Source organism: Bradyrhizobium sp. Pha-3, assembly GCF_042258325.1.
In the GTDB taxonomy this organism is placed as follows: Bacteria; Pseudomonadota; Alphaproteobacteria; order Rhizobiales; family Xanthobacteraceae; genus Bradyrhizobium; species Bradyrhizobium elkanii.
Genome location: NZ_CP170151.1, coordinates 1,274,152 through 1,287,433 on the forward strand (window position 1 = coordinate 1,274,152; position 13,282 = coordinate 1,287,433).

Consider the following 13,282-nt stretch of genomic DNA (forward strand, 5'->3'; position numbering starts at 1 on the left):
CAAAAAACGGCCAGTTTGAGCCCACAAGCGGAAGGCATGCCCGTCAGCGTTCATCGCGCCGAGCTTCTACGGAAAGCACGTCAGATGGATGCAGCCTCTGAACTTAATAGGTGGCTGACTTCCCCGGGACTGCGAGCGCCCACATGACTAGCTATCGTTCCCACGTGCTCGTTGGCTTCAAGAAGATAGCCAACTTCCGTAAGCGCATGGCGGCTAAGAGCGATGGCGCGATTTCAGCCACGCTGAATTACCTTTTGGATAAACAACGAAGCGCTATCGCCATACGGGATGAAAAAGACCGACGAAAAGCGCAATAGGAAGAGCCGAACGAACGGCCTGGTCCGACTGCATTATACACAGCCCTTGGAACCTTTTGCTTCACGAGTGGTCAGCTCTATCTCTGCCGCATGTCCTAGCCAAACTCGGCGGAACGAAACTTCCACATACGACTGGAGAGAGCCATGACGCTCACACAGGATTGGAAAAAATCGACGGCAGTGCAACGCGCAGCTCAAAAGGCTTTCAAAGAAGCCGGCGCCGCCGCTGTAATGTCAGAGTACAGCAGTGCCCAGAATGCCTTCCATGCAAATCGAAAGCGCTTGAAGGCGGAACGTTTAGCTCGCGAAGGCGCTCAAATCGCGAATACCTCGGACAAAGGAGTATCTTGATCAATGTCGGAACGTCGCGAGCTTTATCGCAGTCCCAACGGTGATGCTTGGTTTCTGGGGCGGGAACCAACCAGCGGAAACGCTTTCATCATCCACCAGCCGAATGCGCCATCCGGGGGGAGGCTCTCGCACATTGAACTCGGCGAGTTCTTGCGGGCGGATATGAAGGGCCCGGAGCATCAAGCCCTCTTGCGATTGATTGGGACGCTAGTGGAACTGCCACCATACGCCTAGCTGGGTACACACGCGCAGCACCGTCGTCTCCAGGGCGACGCCAGCAATAAGACCATTGCGCTTATCCGGCAGGCGCTGCAGCGGCAGTATGGCGCAACGCTTGCTATCTTTCCTTTAGATATTTTTCGACCTTCTTTACGGATACTCCGACGGCACGAACAGCGCCTGCGAGCGCTTGCCCCGAAACATTGAAGCGCTTCTTCCAATATTCCTTTTCGTAGTCCTCGTTGATGTTGATGCGGGTGCGGTCGCGATAATTTTTTTTGGTTTTGTCGTCAGCCATCTTTTCACTCCTCTCTCTGCGTTTACCTCGTAAGCCGCCGAGACGATCCCCACGTAATTATGATCCGGACGATCCAAAGGCGCACGCCGAGTTTTTCCAGAAAGATGTTGGAGGGCACTTCAAACAGGAAATATCCGACGAAGAACAAGCCGGCGCTCAGTCCAAAGGCTGCGTCGCTTAAACCGAGCGTCTGGTTCATGTGCAGCTTGGCAAAGCCGACATTGACCCGAGATAAGCCACGAAATAGCAGAGGATCAGGAGCGGAATAAGGCGCTACATAACCTTGCCAATGACACGTTTCTCCACGTCTTGCATGGCGCAACCTTCCCGCACAGCAATTAGACGCCCGTGTTCGAAAATCCGGGCAGCGCTGCGAGCCAACAAAGACTGGCAACGCCTACGTTCTGAGCGCCCGATCGGCGCAACGAGGGACGGTTACTCTAACGCTATAACCGGCCGAACTGCGCCCGTTTGTGATCGTGGCGTCGATTTGGCGAGCGAACGCGTCGATCATTCGTGCGCCGATTCCAGACGGTTGCGTGTCGGCGTGCAGCGGAGTTCCGTTGCCCTCATCGGAGACACTAATTGAAAAACGGTCCGGCGCCGTTTTGAGCGCAATCTGCACGCGCCCGCCTCTGCTCGAAGGTTGCGAATGCTGAATGGCGTTCGTGACCAGTTCGTTGACGATAAGGCCAAGCGGCACCGCAAGATCAGTGCGGATGACGAGCGGGTCGGCGTCGACTGCGATCGTCCAGGCTTGATCGGCGCTGCTCGATGCCGCTGTGATTTCCCGGCAAAGTTCGACGAGATACTGGTCAAGCGCGACCGTTCCGACGTCGTCAGACATGTGAAGTTGTCGATGAACGGCTGCTATGGCCGCAACGCGCGCGGCTGCATCGTGGAATTGACCTGCAGCGACCCCTGCCGTTGTGGCGTGCATATGCAGTAGGCTCGACACAATCTGCAAGCTGTTCTTGATGCGGTGATCAACCTCCTTGATCAGCAAGTCTTTTTGCCGTCCGCTTTCTTCAAGGGCACGCATTGCGTCTTCAAGCGTTTTTCGTTCGTTGAGTTCGCGTAGTGATGCCAGCTCCTCAAATAGCCGTGTTCCCATCTCACAGCGACCAGCTTCAGAATCTTCCAAAAGCAACTGGGCGAGTTGCTCATGCTCGCGCAGCAGCTCATTTAGGTCGTCTTCAAGGGCCAACTCCGGATGCATCAATGTCCAATAGTGAGCTGACCGGATAAACGTCAGAAACGCGACCAGCAACTCGAATTTTTCGCCGCCAAGGGCAATGCGCAGTGCCCGCTTTGCCCGGTTGGCGCGCGCGGGCTGAAGGAAGAGCAGAGTGGCCGAAGTGAGCAGGTCCTCATCGTAGGCGGTCTCGGGTGAAGGCCAATTGATCGGTTCTGCCACGGCTTCCAAGCGGGCAAGCGCCGCCCCTATGTGTTCGTCAGAAGGGATGGGGCGCTGGAGCAGACGAACCACCTGTGGAACCGTCATCACCGGTGCATCTGGATCGCCGGCAGACCGACCGAGTCCCAAGAGGAAGCCGCAGTGTCGCGTGATGCAGTAACGAACTTCGCAAAAGCGGGAGAGATAGACAAAGAGCCGTTCCTTGAACAGCGTCGGGATGGGGTTGTCCAGATAGGCTGACTTCGCGAACAGCCACAATTCGCGAATGACCAAAGGTGCATCCGGTGCAGATCGGAAAAAATTCGGAACAAGGCCAAAGCGCGCGGCGACCTCACGCTCGAAATCTTCTTGGCTGGTGTTCTGAGGGCGCGAAGCCCCTGGGAAACGCGTAATCGTAGACACGCTGTAACCTCAACTCGGCAAACCGCTGATCTCCCCACGGCAGAGGCCAACCAGCCTAGAACGGTCGTCAGTTTGAGTCTGAGCAAAATTGCTCACCTTTGGGACTGGCGAGTCGCACCGATTAATCCAACGCTGGGGTCTATTGTGTGTATTAAGAAGTCTGCCGAGACTTCCGCACGATCGCAATTCCAATCAAGCGCATCATACGCTGCAAGTGAGTGCGACTGCTTGAGATCGAAAAGTGTCAAGGGCTCTCTCTTCCTTCAATCGGCATCAACTCGCCGCAACCCGACCCAAACATTGATTATAGCCTTTTATTTCTGGATGGCGCTCTCCCACAGCACCTGCACCAGCTGTTCCTATAGGCACCCGCCGCCACGACGAAAGTAAGGCCGCCAGTTGGCGGCCTCATTGACAGTCCTAACCGGCGGGCTTTTCTTTGTGCTCATGCGGCGCGCCACGGTTTTCCTCACTCTGCTCGGCATCCGCGGGCTTTTTCCCGGCCATATTTCCGGGATTGAAATGGTACTTACCTTCCGGATTCTCGCTGGGCTGCTTGTCATTTGGGTTTTTGTTGTTCGCCATCAGACTCGTCACTCCTTTGGAAGGGTAACAATGTTGAACGGGACCCAAGTCGTTAGGTTCCAACACTCCGTTTCAGTGGCCTGTCTTGATTTGGTATGGAGCAGCGCCATGCAACTCAGTAGGGATAATCTTGAACTGGCTAGGACGAAAAGATGCCAGATCCCGTGAGAAGAGCGATAGCGGCTGTGATGGCGAATAAATACAAACGCATGAGAACCTCGTAGTAATTGCGGCGGCCGCGCTTGGCGACACCATGTCAGTAATGCCGTCGCAAATTGCGGTTGGAACGAAAGCTCAGTTGCCCCCGTTTAGGATGAGCTGCAACATTTCTCATTTGACTGAGGCATCGTGCAGACCACCTGAGGTACTGCACATGGCTTTTCCGCAAATACGCTCCCCCTCGTTTCTGTCCGACTGTCTGGTCGCCTTCAGGCGATATCCTGCAATCACTACCGTTGCTGGTGCAGCTACCCTCGTGGCGGCGACCGCGCTTGTAAACCGGAAGCTTGCCAAGAAGGCGCTACGCGATAATCCGCCGCAGGGGCGGTTCGTCAACATCAACGGCGTCCGTTTGCACTATGTGGAACGGGGCAATGGCCGGCCGCTGATTCTCTTTCACGGCAATGGCAGCATGATCCAGGATTTCGAGTCGAGCGGTCTAATTGATCTGGCGGCCGTGAATTACAGGGTAATCGTGTTCGACCGCCCGGGATTTGGACATAGCTTGCGGCCTCGGAACGTCGTTTGGACCCCGGAAGCACAAGCGGATCTGTTCAAGAAGGCACTTGATCGGCTGAGCGTTCAGCGGGCGATTGTGCTTGGACATTCATGGGGGGCATCGGTCGCCGTGGCGCTGGCGATAAGACATCCGTCGTTCGTCGAAGCTTTGGTGCTGGCATCGGGATACTATTTCCCGACTGCCCGCGCTGACGTGGCGGCCTCATCGGTACCTGCGCTACCGGGGCTCGGGGATATCATCAGCTACACCATCTCACCGATCCTCAGGCCGCTTGATGTGGCCTGTCATGTTGCGCAAGGTGTTCGGCCCGCGATCTGTTCCCGAGAAATTCGCCGGCTTTCCGAAGGAAATGGCCTTCCGGCCATCACAGATCCGGGCCAGCGCGGTGGAGTCGGCGTTGATGATTCCCGCTGCGTCTGCTTCCTCGAAGACCTATAGCGAACTCGACATGCCTACCATCATAATTGCAGGCGAGGACGACCGTCTGATCGATATCAATGAGCAATCGGTCAGGCTGCACGATGAAGTCAAGCAGAGCAAATTGCATCGCATCGCCGGAGCGGGGCATATGATCCAACAGTCTGCCACTCCTGATTTGATGGCGGCGATCGACGAAGCCGCAGCCGAGACCTGCATTAGCGGAGATGCCGCACAAAGGTCTGCCGAGGCTTAGGAACGTTCCTGCAGAGCACTGGTTGCTCTCACGTTCGCCATTTTCGAATTGAGGTCGTCAATGTATCATCATGTCAAGAAGCTCATGTTCACTGTCCGTGTCGACGAGCCGGACCCGCGCTTTGGCAATATGCTGCTTGAGCAGTTCGGAGGTGCCAACGGTGAACTTGCTGCCGCCATGCAGTATTCGATCCAGGGCCTCAACTGCGAAGATCCAGACCGCAAGGATCTCCTGATGGACATCGGTACCGAGGAGCTCAGTCATCTTGAGGTCGTGGGAACGTTGGCCCGGATGCATTTGAAACCGGCAAAATTCGATCGGCAAGCAGCGGAAGCAGACCCGCTTATTGCCATTGCCGGGGGCGGTGGCGTCAATCTGTTCAACTCGCAGGGTAACGCATGGACGGCCGACTATCTCAAGATTACCGGCGAGCTGGATGTCGATTTGCGCAGCAACATCGCCGCTGAAGCACGGGCCAAGATCGTCTACGAACGGCTCCTCAATTTCTGCGACGATGCAGGGACAAAAGACGCGCTGCAGTTCCTGATGACGCGCGAGATCACGCACATGAAAGCGTTCGCCCTGGCGCTTGAAAGCATGGGAAAGCCCCAGTTCAGCATCGGGCGCATCGCGCCTACACCAGGCCTTGTCAATCAGTTCTTCAACGATTCAACCGGCACCGGCGATCACGGGGAAATCGATACACGTGGACCCTGGAATGAAGGCGCCGATTGGGTCTTCACCGACTCGCCTGCCTTGCAGGTGGGGGATTCTGCTCCTTCGATTGTTGCCGAGAGTTCACCTCTCGAGAGCCCGGAAGGTCTCGACGATTTATTGGTGAACGAACTCCGCGACCTCCTGCATGCCGAAAAGCAACTCACAAAGGCGCTCCCCAAGATGGCTGAAGCGGCGCGGTTCGATCAGCTTCGCGAGCTATTCGAGCTGCATCTCGCTGAGACGGAAGGTCAGGTCGAGAGATTGAACGAATGCTTGAAACTCTTGGGCCAAACGGCTCGGGCAAAACCCTGCCGTGGAATGATGGGGCTCGTCGAGGAAGGCCAGGAAGTCATGGACGAGGTGGAAAAGAAACAACCCGCGGCGGCTGACCTGGCGCTTATCGGAGCTGCTCAGCGCGTGGAGCACTACGAAATTTCCGGATATACGACGGCCCGAAACCTCGCGCAGCAGCTTCGCCACACCGCCATCGTCGCTCTGTTGTCGAAATCGTTGGCTGAAGAAGAAAATGCCGACCAGCTTCTTAATCAAGTGGCACGTTCGCTGATGTCCGTTGCGAAAATGCCCGCCGCGATCGAACAGTCCAGCGAAGCGGAATAGCCATTGCTTGTCGGACTAGAGGCTGCGGCAGTGAAATCGCCTTCCGACCCGTTTGAAGCTGACTGATCGGGTTCGGGCCCAGGGGCGGACTCACGTCGGGGATGGAGAAAACGCCGTGGTTTCGCTTTCAATGTTGCCGCAGGAGTCCCCCTCGTCGCCGAGGCAGGACGCCGGCGCACCGGAACCGGGTGCCTTGCCAACGCAGCCGGTCGACAATATCGAGATGCCGCTGCCGTCCGGTCCGCAGACGTTCTTTCTCGGTAGTCTGTTAACACTGGCCGTCTTGGCGGCCGTATACGTGGCAAGCTCGATCATATTGCCGGTAGTGCTCGCCTTCGTATTGCAGCTCATTCTGCAACCCGCTGTGCGTCTCCTCGAGCGTATCGGTCTACCCCGTGCCGTCGGAGCACTCTTGGCAATCCTGCTGGTCGTGGGAGCGCTTGTGGGTTTTGTGGCAGCCTTGTCACTACCTGCTGCGACGTGGGCGGAGAAATTGCCCGAGGGCCTGCCTCGCCTCGAAACTCACTTGGTCGTCCTGAAGCGCCCGATCGAAGCGCTGCAAAAGGTTATCCAACAGGCCGAGCACGTCGCCGACGCTCCCGAGAAGAAAGCAGCCACCGTTTCGGTCCGCAGCGATCTCGGCCTTACCGGCGCGCTCTTCGCTGGAACGCGGGCTGTCATCGACGGCCTGTTTACGACCGTTCTGGTGCTCTATTTTCTCTTAGTCGCAGGAGACATTTTTCTGCGACGCATCGTCGAGGTCCTGCCGAACTTCGGCGACAAAAGGCAAGCGGTGGAGATCTCCCAGCAGATCGAAGCGGACATATCCGCCTATCTGCTCACAATCACCACCATGAACGCTGTGGTGGGAATTGCCACGGCGGTTGCAATGTATTTCTGTGGGCTTGGAGACCCCTTGCTGTGGGGAGCCGCGGCCTTCCTGCTCAACTACGTTCCAATTCTGGGGCCGCTGTTCGGAACCATCATCTTCCTGCTGGCCGGAATGTTGAGCTTCGACAGCTTGTGGTGGGCCTTGCTGCCGCCGGCCCTCTACTTCTGCATCCATCTTGCCGAAGGCGAAACCCTGACACCCATGTTGCTTGCCCGACGCTTCACCCTCAACCCGGTGCTGGTCATTCTGTCGCTGGTGTTCTGGTTCTGGATGTGGGGCGTGCCTGGCGCGATCTTGGCCGTTCCAATGCTGGCCATCCTGAAGATCGTCAGCGATCGGGTGCGCCCGCTGAAAGCTCTGGGGCACGTCCTCGAAGGATAATGGCGGTGCGAACTACTTCCGCGGGAGGGGCTGACCGTCGAGCTGATGTGGGGCGCGGGCCTGGTCACGGAAGCGCGGCTGGCCGAGATCGGCGTGGAGAACTCGCCAACACGCACGCGTAGTCGCGAAGCGGAATTTGGCCGAAGTCGCCCATCTGGCGCGCGATGGGCGCCTCCTACCAATGACCTCGCCGACGCCCCCAATAACCGCCGCCGCCAAACAACAACACCAGAACGATGATGACGAGGATCAATTCAATAAGAAGTCTCCTTGGTTGTCATGACTTCAGAGGGAACTGCCCGTCATGAACTAAGTTCCGCTTCGCGCGGAAGAGGCGCGACGGAAGAAGAGTTGTACAACGCATAAATTGCGAAGTTCAGGGTCGATTTCGCCAGCTCACGAGGTCAGGCAACGTGCGCGCTTGCACGGCGTTGTCAGTCAGAAGCCTGAAATGTCAAACGGCCGCGCAAACCTTCTGTTCTTCGGCTTGATGGCTGGGTGCCATGCCGGTTCGCGGTCTGCGAGTGTTATTTGGCACTCCCGGAGTGCTCCCGGCCCTTAGCGTGGTCGCCCTTGCCATGATGTTCGGCGGCGGAGCGATGTTCCTTGGCAGCGTTTTCGTGATGTTCGACAGCCTTGTTATGTTCGTCTCTGGCCATGAAATCCCTCGTTGGTTGTCAGTTCCCCAGGCAGCACGAACCTGCCGCACTCCACAATTCTAAACAATTCCGATCGTCGCCAAATGCTCATCGGCGACGCGCGACAGCAACTCCCAACAAGAGCGCAATCAATAGTGCGCGCGCGATATTGCTCGCATGCTCAACGGCATCCCGGGCTTGCGGCCGGCCTCGATCGCGCTGCTGACGCGATTGATCGTCCCCTTCACAGCTTCCGAAACTTCCGCAATGGTGAATTTCGGCTCCGGGACGGGATCCAGGCCTTCGTAGGCGTAAGGGGCCAAGGGGCTGTCCTCAGTCATGATCATATCTCCAAGGCAAAGAACAGCATTCGGTCAACGCGAAAACTGTCTCGAGATGGTCACCCTAACCGTAGTAGCGCGTTCGCGCCGGCATGCGGCGCGGCTGGCGGCTCATCAATAGGGCCAGCGCAAAGCCGATGCCGCCAGCGATCAGCATCGCGCTGAGCGGGCTTTCCTGCACCTTCTTCGCGATGGCCTGCGAGCCGTCACGGAAGGTATCGCCGCTGTTCTCGTAAGCGTCCTTGGCGTAGCTGACGGCGGCGTCGGAAGCGTCGCGCGCCGCGTCCTTGGCCTGGCCGTAGAGATTCTGCGCCGCGCTGGTCGCTTGGCGGATCCGGCCCGCTGCCTGGCTCGTTGCGTCATCGGCGATACCGCCGGCAGTGCTTTCGACCTGACCGGCGAAATCCTTCGCTGCGCGGCTCACCGGCAGCGGTGACCAGGTCGATAGCGAATTCGTTGAAGAATCCCTGCATCCGGAGCAACGGCGCGTTGTGGGTTTCGTAGTAGATGCGGCCCGGTATGGTCAGGAAATCGCTGAAACGCTTGCCGACCATCTGGTCTGCCGGGTGCCCGCTCCAGGCCAGCAAGGTCAGGTTGATATGCTCGATGCGGCCGTTCGGGTGCAGGGTGGCGTACCCGCACGGTGCGTTGTTGACCATGTCCGCGAAGTCTGGACCGGAGGCGCTCACGAGACGAAGGCTCGCATCGCCGCGATGACCTCTTCCGGCGCGCTGAAGTTTGGACAATGCCCGGTCGCGTCCAGAACGATCAGCCGGCTGTCTGGAATATTGCGGGTGACGAACTCGCCAACCTCCTGGGCGGCGATGATGTCCTCGCTGCACTGCAGGACAAGGGTAGGAACGGTGACATCCGCGAGGTCCTTGCGATTGTCGGAGGTGAAGGTCACACGGGCGAAGGCTTTGGCGATCTCGGGATCCGTGCGGCAGAAGCTATTCGTTAGCTCCTGACCCAGCTCCGGCCGGTCGGGATTGCCCATGATCATCGGCGACATCTGCGTCGACCAGCCCATGTGGTTGGATTCGAGAAACTGGAGCAATTCCTCGATCTGTTTGGCACTGAACCCACCGACGTATCCTTCGTCGTCGATGTAGCGGGCTGACGGGCCGATGAGCACGAGCTTGCCGAACATGCCGGGGGCTTGTCGCGCGGCGACCACGTCGTCGGCGTAGCCGGACAGGGTCGAATATTTGGCCCTGTCCTAGGCCGACAGATCGGAGCCGCCGCCGCCGACGTGGTCGAACACAACGGTCATGAAGTCCTTTTCGAACGCGGGAGCCACGAAGCACCACATGTTCTGGTCGCACCCGAAGCCGTGTGCGAAGACCATCGCCCGGTGGCCCGCGCCACGAACGTGAACGTTATTTCGTTCGATTACGCCTGCCGTCAGGACTACCTGAATCACACATTATCGTGCAGTCCTTCCGTTATTGCTGGGCCGAGGCCCGGTCTGCGAGGCCTGAATGCACAATGGGGATGTCCGGCCGTGCGAGCTCCGATCAGGATTAGCCGGCGCGCTCGAGCACCTCGACTTTCGCTTTCTTGATTTCTTCATCCGACGCCTCCTCGATGCCGGCGATGTGGTTGCTTGCGGCCTTGGTCGCCAGGATCAGCTCGTCGAGTTTCAACTGCAGGGCCAGCGTGTCGCGGTTCTGCGTCGCCTGGATCAGAACGACCATCAGGAACGTCACGATTGTCGTACCCGTGTTGATGACGAGCTGCCATGTATCGCTGAAGCCGAATAAGGGGCCGGTGATTGCCCACACGAGTACGACGGCAACTGCCAGTAGAAACGTCGTCGGTCGGCCGGAAATGCGCGAGGTGGCAACTGCCAGCCGAGCGAACCAATTGCCGTTCGGCTGAGCATTCGCGGATGTAGAGCCTATGGGCAGGTCTGCGCGCATTGACGGATTTCCTTGGCGATGAGGACGGCTATTTCGCCTCGCCCCTCAGCCTCGGCTCCCTCGGCGTCACCCTCGCCCCGGGGAGCTGCACGGTTTCAATCGCGGATCGCGAATATTGGTTCCGACATCGTTCTGAACGCTCGACTGGAACAAACTCGGTTGCAGGTGCCGGCAAATCAGTTATTGGCGACAACCTGACCGCAAGGAGTGCCATCATCTAGTCCGAGGAGGGTCGCCGTTCTCTTCCATTTGTCTGACGGCTTCGACGATGCGGTTGGGTTGGTAAGGCTTGTGCAAGGTGAGACTGCCGGGCACCGGACGGGCCTCGACCGGCGAAAAGCCCGTCGCGTAGATCACCTGGAGCTCGGGATCATGCTCCCGACAGCGTTCGGCGATCTGCCATCCGTCGACTCCACCAGGCAGCCTGATGTCGGTGACCAGAACGTCCGCAATCCGCCTCTTGCACCACGCCAGCGCTTGTTCCCCGTTGGCAGCGTGAATTACCTCATAACCTTCCTCGCGCAGAGCTTCCACCACCAATTCGCGGACAAGTGGATCATCCTCGACGAGAAGTATTCGCACCGGCCGCTCCTCAATACTTTGACATCTGATGCAAGTCTGGAACGGCCCAACCTTGAGACGGTTCCAGCGGGACGCTGGCCGAGCCTTTCAAAACTTGTCGGCTCAGAAATGCCGCTGGTACATTTATGTTTTCGCAACTTCGAAGATTATGAGCGGCAAGTAGAACGTCGCAGCATTCTCGTGGTGCAGATCTCAGGCCAGCCTATGAAATGCTGGCGGCAACACCTCTCGAACCAGTTCACTTAGATTTAAAGCCTCGCCACTTTCCGTAATGTCAGAGAATAGAACCTCGACGAAGGGATGCTGGCGGTTGAATGCGGCGCCTCGCTGGTATTTCGTGCTCACGATCCGCTGAAGTGCGGCAAGGTTCAGTCTGCCAAGCGCATTGTATTGATCGCGGAACAGACTTTGACGTCCTCCACGATGCTCAATAGACTCCGCCCAAACGTCCATCACCTTCCGGCTTATGAACGCCTCAACCCGTTCATTTCCATCCTGAGCAAAGAGTCGGAGACCGTCCAGAGTGTGCGGTCCGTCATCCACTCGAAACTGTGTAAGTGACATGGGAGTCCTCCTGTTATCGGCGTTTATTTACATCGGCAGCCCGTCGCGGACTGCGCCTCCCTCGTTGTCCCACCGTGACAGAGCCAGAGCGCCCGATCTCGCATCACTTGCCGTGTCTTCTGTTAAAGGCAGTTTGCCGCGACCGGCATCATCCTTGTGCTTGTGAAGAAATCGGGCGATTTGCCCTCGGAGCGCCGGCGTCTCCAATAACTTGCCGACCGACCCGGCGGTGTCGAAGATCTCCCGCCGCAGAGTCGTCGGCAGGGCGTTCCATTGCATGACGATGGCCGCGCCTAGACACCGCAAAACGTGCTCTTCTTCGGCCGCAAGGGTTGCGCCGCTCGATCCGTCCTGTTCCGCAACGTGCACTGCATTGTCATAGTCGTCCGCTAGTCCCTGCTCATTCTCCGCGAGCGAGGCAAGTCGGTCCTGCAGTTCTTGAAATTTACGGATCTCAGCCGGACCGATCGAACGCTTCATCAGTTCGCCGTACTCGGCTGCTTTTGCACGATATTGCTGAGATTTAAACATGCCGGGCCCCTTTCGTTGAAAGTCTCGGCCCATCCCGACCAACCTCGATGGCATGATCAGACATACATAGACATGGGGATCAAAGGTTCGAATAACGAGCCCAGGGTACAAATAAGATGGCACGAGGAGATCGCGCAAGTTGGTATTGTTTGGCGTCCAACAGTCGCGTCTCTTAAAGAGGTTGGCCGCTACAGCTGATTGCAATGATCCCGTCGAATTCCCAAGAGTGAGCAATATTGACCAGCGGGCCGCGTTGCCGAGTCATCATATTGGTGCAATCACCGCCCGGCCGTTGGCACCCATCGGTGACCGAGACTTCGATAGTACCCCGCCTTATCGCGATGGCCCGTGATGGGTTCGAGCACTTGACCCTGCGATGCCTCAGTTGCGGCCTCATCTATGAGGCGCAGCTCACCGCCGACCCGATGAAGTCCGACGCTGTCGGTTGGGAAGACAGCCACCTGCGAGGGCCACAGTGAGGACGATGACATGACAGAACTGCCGCGCAACGATCTCGATAGTCACGATTGGGCTGCCCGGGCATCTGAGGCTCTGGCGCAAGCAAGAAAGTTGCCGGCCGGATCGAAGCGATCCGAAGCCATCAGAAAAGCCGAACAACTTGGCTTTGCCGCTGACATGAGGAAATGGCTGATACCGAAAAAGCCCAACGGCGCACCGATAGTGCCCGGCTGACGGCGATCCAAGACCATAGGACGCGTCCTCAACTCGGAATCGCAATTCCCACGCCGATCCCTGGGTTGGTTGGACGCGCACACGTGGAAGACTCATCCCTCGCCCCGAGACTCACTCCTCGCGAGCCAGCAACCGCATTGTCCAAAATGCGACGCAAAGGATGCATTTGGAGCGTGTTGCGCTGGGGCCATCCGGCTTCGACACGCACATTTGAGTGCGCCAAGTGCGATCACACTCACATCGTGACGGTCGCAACTGATCTGGTGAGTGAAAACCGCAGCCTGCACGCGAGAGCAATTGATGCGCTTGAGGAAGCGCGGGTGATGTCGCCCGGCGCTCAGCGAACTGAGGCGCTCAGGAAAGCGGACCTTTTCCGTAGAACTGCCGATAATCAGGAGGTAA

The 13,282-nt window shown here is 57.9% G+C and carries 14 protein-coding genes and 4 pseudogenes; 6 read left to right on the top strand and 12 right to left on the bottom strand.

Features of this window, described 5'->3' with window-relative positions; translation table 11 throughout:
• The first annotated feature begins 143 nt into the window (after positions 1–143).
• Both ACE10X_RS06080 and ACE10X_RS06085 read left to right on the top strand, forming a co-directional pair.
• Positions 144–317 (top strand): hypothetical protein, encoded by a 174-nt coding sequence (locus ACE10X_RS06080; RefSeq protein WP_157788056.1) that lies wholly within the window; start codon positions 144–146, stop codon positions 315–317.
• Positions 318–461: 144 nt separating this feature from the next.
• Positions 462–668, top strand: coding sequence for a hypothetical protein (locus ACE10X_RS06085; protein ID WP_080583458.1), 207 nt, complete (start codon positions 462–464; stop codon positions 666–668).
• 337 nt (positions 669–1,005) lie between these two features.
• Here the strand turns inward: ACE10X_RS06085 and ACE10X_RS06090 are convergent, their stop codons facing one another.
• The 4 genes and pseudogenes from ACE10X_RS06090 to ACE10X_RS06105 all read right to left on the bottom strand — a co-directional run bounded on the left by ACE10X_RS06090 (position 1,006) and on the right by ACE10X_RS06105 (position 3,589).
• On the bottom strand, positions 1,006–1,185 hold the full coding sequence (locus tag ACE10X_RS06090; RefSeq protein ID WP_038386618.1) for a DUF3606 domain-containing protein: 180 nt from the start codon (positions 1,183–1,185) through the stop codon (positions 1,006–1,008).
• A 46-nt stretch (positions 1,186–1,231) separates the two neighbouring features.
• Positions 1,232–1,452: pseudogene (locus tag ACE10X_RS06095) on the bottom strand (MFS transporter); the annotation flags it as partial.
• A gap of 130 nt (positions 1,453–1,582) precedes the next feature.
• Positions 1,583–3,004, bottom strand: coding sequence for a sensor histidine kinase (locus tag ACE10X_RS06100; RefSeq protein ID WP_253592907.1), 1,422 nt, complete (start codon positions 3,002–3,004; stop codon positions 1,583–1,585).
• A gap of 420 nt (positions 3,005–3,424) precedes the next feature.
• Positions 3,425–3,589 carry a hypothetical protein gene (locus ACE10X_RS06105; RefSeq protein ID WP_162832432.1) on the bottom strand — a complete coding sequence of 55 codons (165 nt, stop codon included), beginning with the start codon at positions 3,587–3,589 and terminating at the stop codon, positions 3,425–3,427.
• Positions 3,590–3,962: 373 nt separating this feature from the next.
• On the opposite strand from ACE10X_RS06105, the pseudogene ACE10X_RS06110 reads away from it, so the two are divergent.
• The 3 genes and pseudogenes from ACE10X_RS06110 (at position 3,963) to ACE10X_RS06120 (ending at position 7,609) form a co-directional block, all read left to right on the top strand.
• Positions 3,963–5,001: pseudogene (locus ACE10X_RS06110) on the top strand (alpha/beta fold hydrolase).
• A gap of 60 nt (positions 5,002–5,061) precedes the next feature.
• The gene (locus ACE10X_RS06115; protein WP_038386614.1) at positions 5,062–6,336 is read left to right on the top strand and encodes a DUF892 family protein; all 1,275 of its coding nucleotides are present in this window, start codon (positions 5,062–5,064) and stop codon (positions 6,334–6,336) included.
• A gap of 130 nt (positions 6,337–6,466) precedes the next feature.
• Positions 6,467–7,609, top strand: a complete 1,143-nt coding sequence (locus ACE10X_RS06120) for an AI-2E family transporter (RefSeq protein WP_051003139.1) — start codon at positions 6,467–6,469, stop codon at positions 7,607–7,609.
• Positions 7,610–8,396: 787 nt separating this feature from the next.
• On the opposite strand, the gene ACE10X_RS06125 is transcribed toward ACE10X_RS06120, so the two are convergent.
• From ACE10X_RS06125 to ACE10X_RS06160, 8 genes and pseudogenes are all read right to left on the bottom strand, one after another.
• Positions 8,397–8,588: a hypothetical protein gene (locus tag ACE10X_RS06125; protein ID WP_375764086.1), complete on the bottom strand. Its 192-nt coding sequence runs from the start codon at positions 8,586–8,588 to the stop codon at positions 8,397–8,399.
• Positions 8,589–8,652: 64 nt separating this feature from the next.
• Complete coding sequence (locus tag ACE10X_RS06130; RefSeq protein WP_244435904.1) at positions 8,653–9,012, bottom strand: CsbD family protein; 360 nt, start codon at positions 9,010–9,012, stop codon at positions 8,653–8,655.
• Positions 9,005–9,277 (bottom strand): annotated as a pseudogene (locus tag ACE10X_RS06135) (PAS domain-containing sensor histidine kinase); the annotation flags it as partial. The pseudogene ACE10X_RS06135 and the gene ACE10X_RS06130, both read right to left, overlap by 8 nt.
• A pseudogene (locus ACE10X_RS06140) lies at positions 9,274–9,936 on the bottom strand (alpha/beta fold hydrolase). The pseudogenes ACE10X_RS06140 and ACE10X_RS06135, both read right to left, overlap by 4 nt.
• A gap of 175 nt (positions 9,937–10,111) precedes the next feature.
• Positions 10,112–10,510: a low affinity iron permease family protein gene (locus ACE10X_RS06145; RefSeq protein WP_038386611.1), complete on the bottom strand. Its 399-nt coding sequence runs from the start codon at positions 10,508–10,510 to the stop codon at positions 10,112–10,114.
• Positions 10,511–10,723: 213 nt separating this feature from the next.
• The gene (locus tag ACE10X_RS06150) at positions 10,724–11,092 is read right to left on the bottom strand and encodes a response regulator (RefSeq protein ID WP_080583457.1); all 369 of its coding nucleotides are present in this window, start codon (positions 11,090–11,092) and stop codon (positions 10,724–10,726) included.
• Positions 11,093–11,284: 192 nt separating this feature from the next.
• Positions 11,285–11,656: a signal transduction histidine kinase gene (locus tag ACE10X_RS06155; protein WP_085970732.1), complete on the bottom strand. Its 372-nt coding sequence runs from the start codon at positions 11,654–11,656 to the stop codon at positions 11,285–11,287.
• Between the two features lie 27 nt (positions 11,657–11,683).
• Positions 11,684–12,187, bottom strand: coding sequence for a hypothetical protein (locus ACE10X_RS06160; protein ID WP_244435903.1), 504 nt, complete (start codon positions 12,185–12,187; stop codon positions 11,684–11,686).
• Positions 12,188–12,676: 489 nt separating this feature from the next.
• On the opposite strand from ACE10X_RS06160, the gene ACE10X_RS06165 reads away from it, so the two are divergent.
• On the top strand, positions 12,677–12,880 hold the full coding sequence (locus ACE10X_RS06165) for a hypothetical protein (protein WP_244435902.1): 204 nt from the start codon (positions 12,677–12,679) through the stop codon (positions 12,878–12,880).
• The last annotated feature ends 402 nt before the right edge of the window (positions 12,881–13,282 follow it).

Excerpts from the sequence above, each read along its gene's own strand:
- ACE10X_RS06105 (WP_162832432.1), bottom strand. The coding sequence starts at position 3,589 with ATGGCGAACAACAAAAACCCAAATGACAAGCAGCCCAGCGAGAATCCG.
- ACE10X_RS06155 (WP_085970732.1), bottom strand. The coding sequence starts at position 11,656 with ATGTCACTTACACAGTTTCGAGTGGATGACGGACCGCACACTCTGGAC.
- ACE10X_RS06165 (WP_244435902.1), top strand. The coding sequence starts at position 12,677 with ATGACAGAACTGCCGCGCAACGATCTCGATAGTCACGATTGGGCTGCC.
- ACE10X_RS06160 (WP_244435903.1), bottom strand. The coding sequence starts at position 12,187 with ATGTTTAAATCTCAGCAATATCGTGCAAAAGCAGCCGAGTACGGCGAA.
- ACE10X_RS06085 (WP_080583458.1), top strand. The coding sequence starts at position 462 with ATGACGCTCACACAGGATTGGAAAAAATCGACGGCAGTGCAACGCGCA.
- ACE10X_RS06125 (WP_375764086.1), bottom strand. The coding sequence starts at position 8,588 with ATGACTGAGGACAGCCCCTTGGCCCCTTACGCCTACGAAGGCCTGGAT.
- ACE10X_RS06120 (WP_051003139.1), top strand. The coding sequence starts at position 6,467 with ATGTTGCCGCAGGAGTCCCCCTCGTCGCCGAGGCAGGACGCCGGCGCA.
- ACE10X_RS06145 (WP_038386611.1), bottom strand. The coding sequence starts at position 10,510 with ATGCGCGCAGACCTGCCCATAGGCTCTACATCCGCGAATGCTCAGCCG.
- ACE10X_RS06080 (WP_157788056.1), top strand. The coding sequence starts at position 144 with ATGACTAGCTATCGTTCCCACGTGCTCGTTGGCTTCAAGAAGATAGCC.
- ACE10X_RS06115 (WP_038386614.1), top strand. The coding sequence starts at position 5,062 with ATGTATCATCATGTCAAGAAGCTCATGTTCACTGTCCGTGTCGACGAG.
- ACE10X_RS06090 (WP_038386618.1), bottom strand. The coding sequence starts at position 1,185 with ATGGCTGACGACAAAACCAAAAAAAATTATCGCGACCGCACCCGCATC.